Source organism: Streptomyces sp. NPDC047042, from assembly GCF_040644035.1.
In the GTDB taxonomy this organism is placed as follows: Bacteria; Actinomycetota; Actinomycetes; order Streptomycetales; family Streptomycetaceae; genus Streptomyces.
In genome coordinates this window covers 212,867-225,341 of sequence record NZ_JBEYVP010000016.1, presented here as the reverse complement: position 1 = coordinate 225,341, position 12,475 = coordinate 212,867, and the positions used below count along the sequence as shown (strand labels likewise).

8 protein-coding genes are annotated in these 12,475 nt (G+C 71.4%); 5 read left to right on the top strand and 3 right to left on the bottom strand.

Features of this window, described 5'->3' with window-relative positions; genetic code table 11:
* Positions 1 to 171 precede the first annotated feature (171 nt).
* From ABZ855_RS20705 to moeZ, 5 genes are all read left to right on the top strand, one after another.
* Positions 172 to 1,908 (top strand): DUF3492 domain-containing protein, encoded by a 1,737-nt coding sequence (locus tag ABZ855_RS20705; protein WP_360808774.1) that lies wholly within the window; start codon positions 172 to 174, stop codon positions 1,906 to 1,908.
* On the top strand, positions 1,905 to 3,239 hold the full coding sequence (locus ABZ855_RS20700) for a hypothetical protein (RefSeq protein ID WP_360808756.1): 1,335 nt from the start codon (positions 1,905 to 1,907) through the stop codon (positions 3,237 to 3,239). The genes ABZ855_RS20705 and ABZ855_RS20700 overlap by 4 nt, the downstream gene beginning before the upstream one ends.
* A gap of 141 nt (positions 3,240 to 3,380) precedes the next feature.
* Entirely contained in the window at positions 3,381 to 4,340 is a 960-nt protein-coding gene (locus ABZ855_RS20695; RefSeq protein ID WP_360808754.1) for an NAD-dependent epimerase/dehydratase family protein, read from the top strand.
* The gene (locus ABZ855_RS20690) at positions 4,328 to 5,077 is read left to right on the top strand and encodes a spherulation-specific family 4 protein (RefSeq protein ID WP_360808753.1); all 750 of its coding nucleotides are present in this window, start codon (positions 4,328 to 4,330) and stop codon (positions 5,075 to 5,077) included. Before ABZ855_RS20695 ends, ABZ855_RS20690 begins: the two co-directional genes overlap by 13 nt.
* 63 nt (positions 5,078 to 5,140) lie before the next feature.
* Entirely contained in the window at positions 5,141 to 6,319 is a 1,179-nt protein-coding gene (moeZ, locus tag ABZ855_RS20685) for an adenylyltransferase/sulfurtransferase MoeZ (protein ID WP_360808751.1), read from the top strand.
* 80 nt (positions 6,320 to 6,399) lie between these two features.
* On the opposite strand, the gene ABZ855_RS20680 is transcribed toward moeZ, so the two are convergent.
* The 3 genes from ABZ855_RS20680 to ABZ855_RS20670 form a co-directional block, all read right to left on the bottom strand.
* Positions 6,400 to 7,947: an alpha/beta hydrolase gene (locus tag ABZ855_RS20680; protein WP_360808749.1), complete on the bottom strand. Its 1,548-nt coding sequence runs from the start codon at positions 7,945 to 7,947 to the stop codon at positions 6,400 to 6,402.
* Positions 7,948 to 8,061: 114 nt separating this feature from the next.
* Complete coding sequence (locus ABZ855_RS20675; RefSeq protein WP_360808747.1) at positions 8,062 to 9,612, bottom strand: alpha/beta hydrolase; 1,551 nt, start codon at positions 9,610 to 9,612, stop codon at positions 8,062 to 8,064.
* A gap of 107 nt (positions 9,613 to 9,719) precedes the next feature.
* On the bottom strand, positions 9,720 to 12,455 hold the full coding sequence (locus tag ABZ855_RS20670; protein ID WP_360808745.1) for a lysylphosphatidylglycerol synthase transmembrane domain-containing protein: 2,736 nt from the start codon (positions 12,453 to 12,455) through the stop codon (positions 9,720 to 9,722).
* Positions 12,456 to 12,475: the final 20 nt, after the last annotated feature.

Sequence of the window (12,475 nt, the reverse complement as noted above, 5' to 3'; positions counted from 1 at the left end):
GCGCGTCCGTACGAAGAAGATCAAGGTGGGAGAGGTCGATCCGGAGACAGGGCGGAAGCAGACGAAGGAGAAGGTCAAGAGTCGCACCACCGTGATGTCCGCATACGTTCGTCCCGCTGCGAGCCGCCGGGTCAACGGCGGCTCCTCATACGGGAGATCGGGGGTGTGCTCGTGCGCATCGGACTGCTGACGGAGGGTGGCTATCCGTATGTGAGCGGTGACGCCAGACTCTGGTGCGACCGGCTCGTGCGCGGGCTCGGCGGACACGAGTTCGACATCTACGCGCTCAGCCGCAGCGAGCGACAGGAGGACGAGGGCTGGATCGAGCTGCCACCGCAGGTCAGCCGGGTCCGGACAGCACCGCTGTGGACGGCCGAGGACGACGGCGTGGTGTACGGCCGCCGCGCACGGCGGCGATTCGCCGAGCTCTACGGGGAGTTGGCCTCGGTCCTGTGCGCCGGGCCCGGTACGGCGACCGCCTCGGGGGGAGCATCGGACGGACCGGACGCCTCCACCGCTGAGGCGGACCGTTTCGGCAGCGCGCTGTACGGCCTCGCCGAACTCGCCCGCGACGAGGGCGGCCTGGTGGGAGCGCTCCGCTCCGAAGCCGCCGTGAGCGCCCTGGAACGCGCCTGTCGCGCGCCCGGCGCGCAGGGAGCGGCGCGCGAGGCGCGCGTCCCGGACCTGCTCACCGTCGCCGCGTCCCTGGAACGCGCCCTGCGCCCCCTCTCCCTCGACTGGTACGAGGACGACGGACTCGGTTCGGTGGACCTGTGCCATGCCGCGGCCGGCGGTCCGGCGGCGCTCCCCGGCCTGCTCGCCCACCACTTCTCCGGCGTACCCCTGCTGGTCACCGAGTACGGCGTCCCGCTGCGCGCGCACTACCTCGCCTCGGGCGCCGACGACAGCGCTGCCGCCGTACGGTCCCTGCTCGCGGCCTTCCACGGCAGGCTGGCCGCGGAGATCTACCGGCGGGCCGCGATCGTCACCCCCGGCAACACGCACACCCGCCGCTGGCAGGAGAGATGCGGGGCCGACCGGGAGAAGCTGCGCACGGTCTACCCGGGCATGGACGCGTCCCACTTCGCGGAGGTGGGCGAGTCGCCGGAGTCCGGGGACACCGACACGCTGATCTGGGTCGGCCGCATCGAACCCGCCAAGGACCTGGTCTCGCTGCTGCACGCCTTCGCTGAGGTGCGCAAGGAGGAACCGAAGACCCGCCTGCGCGTCATCGGGGCGGCCGCGGGCGCCGAGAGCGAGGCCTACCTCGGTCACTGCCGGGCGCTGGCCGCGCAGCTCTTCCCCGACGAGGCCGAGGGCATTCACGCCGTCGGTGAGAACCCGGTGTCGTTCGAGGAGATCGGCGGCCCGGAGGCACCGACGCTCGCCGAGGCGTACGCGGCGGGCGGGGTGGTCGTCCTGTCGAGCGTGGTCGAGGGCTTTCCGATCAGCCTGGTCGAGGCCATGTTCTGCGGCCGGGCGACCGTGTCGACGGACGTGGGCGCGGTGGTCGAGATCATCGGCGGTACGGGGCTCGTGGTGCCCCCGCGCAACCCGCGAGCGCTCGCCGAGGCGTGCGTGGCGCTGCTGCGCGACCCGGCGCGCCGAGAGCGGCTGGGCGCCGCCGCCCGCGCCCGTGCCCTCGAACTGTTCACCGTCGAGCAGAACGTCGAGGCATTTCACGGCATTTACCTGGAGGTCGTCGCGCGCAGCCCCGCCCGCGGGGTGGTCCTCGACGGCGCCGGGGAACCGCTCCCGTTCGCCGTCCCCGCGGAGGCCCACGTCCCCGGCCGCTGGACGCGGCCCGGCATAGGCGTGGTGGCCCGGGGCGGGCCCAGCTGGGCGACAGGACGCGCTTCCGCACCGGTACAGGCGACCCCCGTACCGGCCGGGGAGGGCGCCCGATGAGCGAGCTGGGAGAACTGGACCGCCCCGGGACACCGGACAGCCCCGGAGCCTGGGACGACCACTCGGAGGAGTGGCTCACGGACACCGCCGAGACGGACGTCCAGGACACGGAGTCGAACGGACGAGACGCGGAACCGGAGGCGGAGACGGAGACGGAGACGGACGTACGAGACGCGGCGACGACGCTGCCGGTGTCGCAACCGGCGACGCCTTCCACGCGCGCCGCGCGCCGTGGGACCGCCGACCCCGTGAAGGCGCTCATGCACCGACACCGTGAGCTGTGCGAGCGGGCGGTGGACCCCCTGGAGATCGCCGCCGGCCTGGAGGCCCACGGCGTGACGGACCGGACAGCCGCACGCTTCCGCCACCGGGACGTGTTCTCCCTGGCCGAGGAGATGCACGCCCGGGTCTCCAGGGACGCGGAAACAGCACCGTGGCCCACCCCGCCGACCGCATCCGGCGTACGGGCCGACTGGGTCCTGCTCTCCGTGCTGCCGGGCGCCCTGTGCGCGGCGACGGTGACGGGCCTGCACTTCACCGAGGGCCGGCTCCGGCTGGCCTTGGCGACTCTGGGCGCCCTCGCCGTGGTGCTTGCCGTGCGCGCGGCACTCGGCCGGGGGCCGCTGAGCGCCCGGTCCCACCCGGAGTCCTCGGGCGCGTACCCGAGCCGCACCCCGGCCTCCACGCGCGCGTGGACCTACTGGCTCCTCGCGTACGCCCTCTTCGGTGACGACCTCCTCACCGCCGCCCTGACGGACGGCCCCGACGGATTCCCGGCCGCGCTGCGGGAACTGTCCACCGGCCCGGTGCTGGCGCTCACCCTGTCCTGCGCTCCGGCGGCCTGGTGCGCACACCTTTTCGCGGCCGGAGCCCGTCGCAAACTGGCCGCCAGTCGAGGCCTGGCGGACTTCACCGCGGCCGTGAAGCCCCTCCTCCTGGGTGCCGTCGCCCTGTTCGTCTGCGTGTCGACAGTGCTCGTGGCGCTCTGTGCGACGGCCCTGCACGAACCGGTGGCCTACACCACGACCGTCACCCTGGGCGCCCTGCTCTTCCTTGCCCGCCTCCTCGCGACACACGGCTTCACCCACGCCCCGGCGGTCGTCCTCGGTGCGGCAGCCGCAGCCGAGGCGACGACCCTGGCCGCCGCTCTCGCGTCCCGCCTCCCCGGCTGCGCCTTCCTGGCAGCCCCGGTGGACGCGGTCGTGGCCGCCTGCGGCCCGGCGGGCATCCCGGCGGCGGCCTGTGGCGTGGCCGCCCTGCTCCTCCTGCTCCACGCGACCCGCTCGCTGACCAGAGCGTCGGCGCACGCGATCCCGGGGGAGCCCGTATGACGCCCCGGACCACGACCACGGCAGCCGGCCCGTTCCGCGACGCCCGGTCCCCGATCACGAACGCACCCGCAACCCCCGAAGGAGAACACCGATGATCACCTCCCGACCCGGAGCCGGAGAGTCCGCCGAGGGAGCCGTCCGATGAGGGTTCTGCTGATCGGAGCCAACGGCTATCTCGGCCGCTTCGTCGCCGACCGGCTGCTCGCCGACCCGGCCGTGCAGCTCACCGTCCTCGGCCGCGGCGACGACGCCGACGTCCGTTTCGACCTCGCGTCCGGCAGCCCCGGCGCACTCACCCGCTTCCTCGACGCCGTCCACCCCGGAGTCGTCGTCAACTGCGCGGGCGCCACACGTGGCGGTGCCCGTGAACTCACCCGCCACAACACGGTCGCCGTCGCCACCGTCTGCGAGGCCCTGCGGCGCAGCGGCTGCGGCGCCCGTCTGGTGCAGCTCGGCTGCGGCGCCGAGTACGGCCCCAGCCAGCCCGGTTCCTCCACGGCCGAGGACGCGGTCCCCCGCCCCGGCGGTCCGTACGGCGTCAGCAAGCTCGCCGCCACCGAACTGGTCCTGGGCTCCGGTCTCGACGCCGTCGTCCTGCGCGTCTTCTCGCCGGCCGGGCCCGGCACACCCGCCGGTTCCCCGCTCGGCCGCCTCGCCGAGGCGATGCGCCGCGCGATGCAGTCCGGCGACGGCGAGCTCAAGCTCGGCGGCCTGGGCGCGCAGCGCGACTTCATCGATGTACGGGATGTGGCGCGGGCCGTGCACGCCGCCTCGCTCTCGGCCGCGCAGGGCGTCATCAACATCGGCTCCGGCCGTGCCGTGCGTCTGCGCGACGCCGCCTCCGTCCTCGCCCGGGTGGCCGGATACGGCGGTGCGCTGCACGAGCTCGACGGTCCCCCCGGCCCGCTGCGGGCGTCCATCGGCCACCCCCGCACCGACCCGGACCACGTGGCCCCGGTCGCGTATCCGTACCCGGACGGCTGCGGCAGCTGGCAGCAGGCCGACGTACGTACCGCGCGCGACCGGCTCGGCTGGCGGCCCCGGATCAACCTGGAGGAGTCCCTCGCGGACATCTGGATGGAGGCGGCATGCCGCATCTGACCAGCGCCAAGTCGGGCACCGCCAGCACCGGTGTACGCACCGGCTTCGGCGTCCCCGGCTTCGCGCACCCCCTCCTCGCCCCGACCGAGTGGGGCGAACTGTCCCGCCCGGGCACGCCCCTGCACTGGGTCGTCCTCAACGTCGCCGACGGCCCGGGCAGCCGCCCCGATCCGCACTGCCTGGAGGCCGCCGGCCGTCTGCGCAACGCGGGCGTCCGCGTCCTCGGCCACCTCGACACGGCCCACGGTGCCCGCCCGCACGGGGAGTTGGTCGCCGAAGCGCAGCGGTACCGTGTCTGGTACAAGGCCGACGGGTTCCTCCTGGACCGCTGCCCGACCGACCGCACCGCGCTCCCCGGGATCGGCCGCACGGTCGGCGCGCTGCGCGCGGCGGGCGACGACCCGCACATCGTCCTGGGCCACGGCACCCATCCGCATCCGGGCTACGCCGAGCACGGCGACCAGCTCGTCACCTTCTCCGGCCACTGGAGCGACTACCGCTGGTCGCAGGTGGCCGAGTGGACCGCCGACCATCCGCCGGAGCGCTTCTGCCACTTCGTGCACGGACTGCCGCTCGGTCATCTCGACGAGGCGCTGCGCGTCGCCCGCTGGCAGGGTGCCGCCACGATCTTCTTCACCGACCGTACGGAGCGCGGTGGCCGCACCGACCCCTGGGAGACCCTGCCCGGCTACTGGGACGACCTTGTCTCGCGCCTTGGAACGGGTGTCTCGGAATGAAGAAGGGCGTGGCAGTGTTACGGGGAGAACAACTGTAGTGATTGACCGACCAACGGAGTCCCCGTGTCGCTGCCACCCCTGGTCGAGCCCGCCGGCGAGCTCACCGTAGACGAGGTCCGCAGGTACTCCCGCCACCTGATCATCCCCGATGTCGGGATGGACGGGCAGAAGCGGCTGAAGAACGCCAAGGTGCTCTGTGTGGGCGCCGGCGGGCTGGGTTCGCCGGCGCTGATGTACCTGGCCGCCGCGGGCGTGGGCACGCTCGGCATCGTGGAGTTCGACGAGGTCGACGAGTCGAACCTGCAGCGGCAGATCATCCACAGCCAGGCGGACATCGGCCGCTCCAAGGCCCAGTCCGCCCGCGACTCCGTACTGGGCATCAACCCGTACGTCGAGGTGATCCTTCACGAAGAGCGGCTCGAGGCCGAGAACGTGATGGACATCTTCAGCCAGTACGACCTGATCGTCGACGGCACGGACAACTTCGCGACCCGCTACCTGGTCAACGACGCGTGCGTGCTGCTGAACAAGCCGTACGTGTGGGGCTCGATCTACCGCTTCGACGGCCAGGCCTCCGTCTTCTGGTCCGAGCACGGCCCCTGCTACCGCTGCCTCTACCCGGAGCCCCCGCCGCCGGGCATGGTCCCCTCCTGCGCCGAGGGCGGCGTCCTGGGCGTGCTGTGCGCGTCCATCGGCTCCATCCAGGTCACCGAGGCCATCAAGGTCCTCACCGGCACCGGCGAGCCCCTCGTCGGCCGTCTGATGATCTACGACGCCCTGGAGATGCAGTACCGCCAGGTCAAGGTCCGCAAGGACCCGAACTGCGCGGTCTGCGGCGAGAACCCGACCGTCACCGAGCTCATCGACTACGAGGCCTTCTGCGGCGTCGTGTCCGAGGAGGCCCAGGAGGCGGCGGCCGGCTCGACGATCACTCCCAAGCAGCTCAAGGAGTGGATCGACGACGGCGAGAACATCGAGATCATCGACGTCCGCGAGATCAACGAGTACGAGATCGTCTCGATCCCCGGCGCCAAGCTGATCCCGAAGAACGAGTTCCTCATGGGCACCGCCCTGGCGACCCTCCCGCAGGACAAGAAGATCGTCCTGCACTGCAAGACGGGTGTCCGCAGTGCGGAAGTCCTCGCGGTCCTGAAGTCCGCCGGTTTCGCGGACGCGGTCCACGTCGGTGGCGGTGTGATCGGCTGGGTCAACCAGATCGAGCCCCACAAGCCGGTCTACTGACCTTCGGTCCACCACCTCGTTCGTCCTGTTCGGCCGGCGGGGGTCTCGCGCACCACAGGTGCCCGGGGCCCCCGCCGCCGTCATGAACAGACCTTGCCGTCCCGCGGCACCGTCCCGTCGAGCAGATACGCGTTCACCGTGGAGTCGACACACGCGTTCCCACTGCCGTAGGCCCCGTGGCCCTCGCCCTTCCAGGTCATCATCACCCCGACTCCCCTGCCCAACTCGTCCGCCATCCTGCGGGCGCCCTCGTACGGCGTCGCCGGGTCGCCGGTGTTGCCGACCACCAGGACAGGCGCCGCCCCGGGCGCGCTGACCTCCGGGGTGTCGTACTGGCCCGCCACCGGCCAGTCGTGGCACCAGCCGGCCGTGTCCCAGCCCATGAACTCCCCGAACACGGGGGAGATCCTCCTGAATTCGGGCAGCAGCTTCTTGACCTGTGCGGCGGTCGGCCGCTGCTTGTCGTCCAAGCACGATATGACCCGTTGTGCATGTGTCGTCGTGCCGTAGTGTCCCGACGCGTCGCGGTCGTTGTAGCCGTCCGCGAGTGCCAGCAGGTCCGATCCGTCACCCTGCTCGGCCGCGTCCAGAGCACTGGTCAGGGCCGGCCAGCTCTGCTCGCTGTACAGCGGCAGGACCATGCCGATGACCGCCAGACCCTGGGTCAGCTTCCGGCCGGAGGATGTGGGCAGTGGCTTGGCGTCGATCCGCTTCAGCAGAGCCGTGATCTTCCGCGAACCCTGCTGCGGGTCCTGGCCCGTCGACTTCAGGTAGTCGTCGAGCGCGCGCTGGAAACCCCGGGCCTGGTTCTTCGCGTGTCCCACCAGGTCGGCGCTCGGGTCGACGACGGCGTCGAGGATCAGCCGGCCCACGTTCTTCGGGAACAGGTGGGCGTAGACACCGCCGAGTTCGGTGCCGTACGAGATGCCGAAGTAGTGCGTCTTCGTGTCGCCGAGAACCTGGCGCATCAGGTCCATGTCGCGGGCGGAGTCGGTCGTCGAGACATGCGCGATGAGGTTTCCGGCGGCCTTCTCGCAGCCCTTTCCGAAGTCGGCCGCGTCCTGGAAGTACGCCTTCTCCTCGGCCGCGTCGTCCGGCGACGGGTCCACCGATTCGGCGGCCTGGATCCGCTTGTCGCTGCGGCAGCGCACGCCCTCGCTCGCCCCGACCCCGCGCGGGTCCCAGCTCACCAGGTCGTAACGCTCGCGGAGCGCGGAGACCGTGCCGGCGTAGGAGGGCATCACGGAGATCCCGGACTGGCCCGGTCCGCCGAAGTTGAACAGCAGGGACCCGATGCGCTTGCCCCCGGTGGCCTTGGCGCGGATGAGCGCCAGGTCGATGGTCTCGCCGTCCGGCTTCGCGTAGTCCAGCGGCACCTTGAGCTTCGCGCACTGCCAGTCGTTGCCCGGAGTGGGGGAGTCCGACGTACCTTCGCAGCGGCCCCAGTCCGGTTTCTGCGAGGTCAGCGAGGCCGGCAGACCGGGTGGGGCACCGGACGAGGAAGCGGCCGACGAAGGAGTGGTGGTGCCGGACCCCTTGTCGTCCCCGTCGCCGGACGTACCGCCGCTGCACCCGGCCACCAGCAACGCGGCTGCGGCAGCGGCCGTCCACCGTACGAAACGAGACATGCGAACTCCCCCCTGCGGACCGTCCGCTCGAGTCGGCGGATGGCGTTCGGGCCATAGTAGGCGGATCGAGCCGAGGCCATATCGGCCTGTGGATAACGTTCTGACCTGCACTTTCTAGGTGCACACGGTCCCTGCGGCCGGTACCTTCCCCTTCAGCAGGTAGCCGTTCACCGCCGTGAGCACGCAACGGTTCCCGCTGTTGTACGCGCCGTGCCCCTGCCCCTTGTACGTCAGCTCGACGCCCACGCCCTCACCCAGCGCCCCCACCATCTTCCGCGCGCCCTCGTACGGCGTTGCCGGGTCGCCGGTGTTGCCGACGACGAGAATCGGCGCCGATCCGGTCGCCCGGACGTCCGGGTGCTCGCCGGCGCCGGGCACGGCCCAGCCGGTGCAGCTGACCATGGACCAGGCCATGAAGTCGCCGAACAGGGGCGAGGCGGCGCGGAACTCGGGCAGCTTCGCCTCGACGTCCGCGACGGTGTAGCGCGCCTTCGCGTCGGAGCAACTGATGGCCGTGTTCGCCGCGGTCCGGTTGCTGTACTCGCCGTTGCGGTTGCGGTCGTTCATCGAGTCGGCCAGCAGCATCAGGACCGTGCCGTCACCCTGGTACGCCTGGTCGAGGCCCTGGGTGAGATACGGCCAGAAGTCCTGGGAGTACAGCGCCTGCGCGATGCCGTCGGTCGCCGAAGTCTGGGTCAGCTCGCGAGGGAAGAGGCCCCGGATCGGCTTCGCGTCGAGCTGCTCGAGGAGCTTGGAGATACGGTCCTTGACGCCCTGCGGGGTGTCGCCGACCGGGCAGCCCTCGGTCTTCGAGGTGCAGTCCTCGGCGTAGTTGTCGAGTGCGAGCTGGAAGCCCCTGGCCTGCCCGAGCGAGCCCTGTTCGGGGGTCTGGGTGGGGTCGACGACCGCGTCGAACACCGCACGGCCCACCTTCCTGGGGAACAGGTGGGCGTAGACACCTCCGAGTTCGGTGCCGTACGAGATGCCGAAGTAGTGCAGCTTGTCGTCACCGAGGACCTGGCGCATCAGATCCAGGTCCCGGGCCGCGTCGGTGGTCCGTACGTGCGGGAGCATCTTCTTGGAGTGCTTCTCGCAGGCCGCGTTGAACTTGCGGGTGTTGTCCAGCAGTTCGGCGCGTTCGGCGGCGTCGTCGGGCGTCGCGTCCTGCTGGAAGTGCACGTCGAGCTGTTCGTCGTCCTCGCATCGCACACCGGCGCTGCGGCCGACGCCGCGTGGGTCGAAGCTCACCAGGTCGTAGCGCGTGCGCAGCGTCGCGTAGTCCGCGCCGAACGAGGGGAGCGCGCTGACTCCCGAGCCGCCGGGGCCGCCGAAGTTGAAGATCAGGGAGCCGATGCGCCTGCTCGCGCTGCCACTGGTCCTCGCCCTGATCAACGCGAGTTCGATCGTGTCGCCCTTCGGCCGGGCCCAGTCCAGTGGTGCCTTCATGGTGGCGCACTGCCAGGGCGCGCCACCCGGCAGCGGGGACGGCGCCTCGCCGCCGCCCTCCGACGCGTCCGGTGCGGGACAGTCCTTCCAGCTCAGCTTCTGGGCCGGCAGATCCTCGTTCGCCGGGCCGGAGTCGTCGCTGCACCCCGTCAGCAGGGACGACAGCAGGAGGGCTGTGGCCGTCAGGACAGCGGCACGCGGCCGGAGGGGACTGGGCATGCACCCATCCTGCGGTCGTACTCCACGAGGCGCTCGGGGCGCGAGCCGTACGAGCTACCGCGCGCCACGAGCCCCGGGCGTGCGACAGCTTGCCTTCGGAGGCACCCTCAGAGGGAGCCCTTCCGCGTCAGATGGTTGAAGAACAGCCAGCCCGGCAGCACCGGAATCCACAGCGTCAGCAGCCGGTAGAGCAGTACGGCGGGGGCGGCGACCTCCTTGGGGAGGCCGACGGCGATCAGACCGACCGTCAGGGTCGCCTCGACCGCGCCCACACCACCGGGAGTCGGCGCCGCCGACCCGAGCGCGTTCCCGGCGAGGAAGACGACGGCGACGCTGGCGAGGCTGAGCGAGGTCGACTCGTCGCCGAACGCCCTGATGGACGCGTCCAGGCACATCACGAAGCACGCGGTCAGCAGCAGCATGCCGCCGATACCGGTGACCAGCTTCTGCGGCCGCTGGAGAACGTCCAGCATGCGCGGGACGACACCGGCGAACAGCGACCGCACGCGCGTGACGACGAACTTGCGCAGGAACGGCACCGAGGTCACCACGAGGACCAGCACCGCGACGGTCAGCAGCCCCGCGATGACCGTCCTGGACGGCGACAGGGAGGGCGTCTTCTCGGTGCCCGTCAGATAGCCGAAGGACAGCAGCATCAGGATGTGGCAACCGAGTCCGAACAGCTGCGACGCGCCGACACTGGCCACCGCGAGCCCCGGCCGCACGCCCGCGCGCTGCAGGAAACGGGTGTTGAGGGCGACGCCGCCGACCGCAGCGGGCGCCACGATCTTCACGAACGATCCGGCGACCTGCGCCGCCACGGTCCGCATGAACGGCACCCGCTCCGGGACGAACCCGAGCAGACTCATGGCCGCGGCGAAGTAACTCAGCGCCGAGAACAGCACGGCCGCGATGACCCAGCCCCACTCGGCGTTGTCGAACAGGGTGCCGAACTCGATGTGGGTGAGCTGGGAGAGCAGGAAGTACGCACCGAACGCGCCGGCGATGAAACTGATCAGCGTGCGGGGTCTGACCCGTTCCAGCCGGGCCGGTTCCACCGGTGCCTGCGGTCTGATCAGCAGCACCTGGTGGCGAATCTGGGTGAGCAGATCCTCCTCGCGGGCCCCCTCCAGGGCTTCGTCGATGGCCCGCTTCTCGGCCCGCTGCTCCGCGCGAACGGCCTTCTTGTCGGGCTTTTCCAGTACGACGGGCGCGGTGTCGGGATGCGCCGCCTCGAGCCGGGCCTGCTTGGCCTGCTGGGAGGCCTCCAGGACCGCCTCGCGTTCACGTTGGGCGCGCTCACGGGCGAGTTTCCGCAGCGTCGCGCGCGTGGAGCGCGACAGCGCGATGGGCTGGAGCATCGGCAGACAGTCCGCCACCGCGTCCGGGCCGAGCACCCCCACCGCCGACGCCACCGCGCGTTCGGCGCCCACGCGCAGGCCCAGTGTCGACACCAGTTGCGCTATGTCCATGCGCAGCAGCAGGTCCCCGGCCGCGATCTCGCCGACCCTGAGGTCGGTGAGGATCACCTTGCCGGAACGATCCACCAGAATCGCCTCGCCGACGAGCCTGCGATGCGCGATGCGCCGCGACTGCAGGGCCTTCACCTGGTGCCAGGTGTTGCGCAGCAGCTCGTCGGTGATGTCCTCGTCGTCCAGCGAGTCCAGGGTGCGGCCTCCGGTGTGCTCGTAGACGAGCATCACGGCGTCGGGGCCGAGCTCCGAGGTCGCGATCAGCTTGGGCGCGTTGGCGCCGGCGGCGATCGCCGCGTACGCGAGCAGCGCCTCCTGCTCCAGCGCCTGGCGCAGCGACTGGAGGCTGCTGCGGGTGGCCAGACCGCGCAGGGTGATGTTGCGCCACATGCGGTAGAAGAAGTGCTGCGCCTGCTGCTCGCGGTCGACCACCGTGACGTCCAGCGGGGGGCCGTCCTCCAGGGTGACGAAGTAGCGTCGGCCCCGGTCACCGCTGTCCGACGTCTCCGGCACCTCCTCACGGGCCGCGCTCACCGGGCGGAAACCGACGTGCCGCAGGCCCGCCATCAGATTGCGCCCGGTAGGACGCACGTTCGGTGAGCCGACCGCGTACAGCGTCCCGTACGCCACCGACCAGCCGATCAGCACCGTCAGGATGATCGAGAACGGGGTGGTGTAGCCGGTGACCAGCATCGAGAAGGCATCGAGCAGCAGCACCACCCACAGCACGGCACGCCAGCGCGGCCGACGGGACATACCGACGGCCGTCATGTACGCGATGACCGGCGCGAGATAGCCGTGCACCGGGTCGGTGAGGGCGTGGATGTCGCCGGGGGAGGGCTGGGTCAGGGCTTCCTGGATGGAGTCCGGGGCGGCCTTGGCGACCCACAGGTCCGTGGCGAGGGTCACCCCGTGCGCGAGGACCGCCGCGAGGACGCCGTCGGCGATGCGCAGCCCGTCCCGCTTGATCAGCCGCTCAATGGCGAAGGCGACCGGCACCAGGAGGATCGCGATGCTCGACGCCAGCCCCGCGATCTTGATCAGCAGGTCGGGTGCCTGGCCGGTGCCCTTGTTGATGTCCTGCTCGAGCCCCGAGGTGGTGCCGTGCGCGAACGCGGCGATCGCCAGCAGGACGACGACCGCGACGACACCCGCCAGGAGCCGCATGAGATCGGAGGGGCGGTGCACGCGCGCGGGGAGCAGCGGTTCGTCGCCCTCGACCTCCTCGGCAGGGGCGTCATCGTCGACGCAGTCGACGTCCGGTCCGGCCGGTGTCCGCTCGTGCTCGTGGCCGGTGCCGTCGGCTCCGGGGCGCGGCGAGACCTCAGAGGTGTCCTCCGCGTCTTCGGGGTGCACGCCCTGATGCCTCATGGTCTCTTCTTGGTCTCGTA

What these genes read in the sequence shown, in the direction of transcription:
- ABZ855_RS20700 (WP_360808756.1), top strand. Translation starts at nt 1,905, where the DNA reads ATGAGCGAGCTGGGAGAACTGGACCGCCCCGGGACACCGGACAGCCCC.
- ABZ855_RS20695 (WP_360808754.1), top strand. Translation starts at nt 3,381, where the DNA reads ATGAGGGTTCTGCTGATCGGAGCCAACGGCTATCTCGGCCGCTTCGTC.
- ABZ855_RS20690 (WP_360808753.1), top strand. Translation starts at nt 4,328, where the DNA reads ATGCCGCATCTGACCAGCGCCAAGTCGGGCACCGCCAGCACCGGTGTA.
- ABZ855_RS20680 (WP_360808749.1), bottom strand. Translation starts at nt 7,947, where the DNA reads ATGTCTCGTTTCGTACGGTGGACGGCCGCTGCCGCAGCCGCGTTGCTG.
- ABZ855_RS20675 (WP_360808747.1), bottom strand. Translation starts at nt 9,612, where the DNA reads ATGCCCAGTCCCCTCCGGCCGCGTGCCGCTGTCCTGACGGCCACAGCC.
- ABZ855_RS20670 (WP_360808745.1), bottom strand. Translation starts at nt 12,455, where the DNA reads ATGAGGCATCAGGGCGTGCACCCCGAAGACGCGGAGGACACCTCTGAG.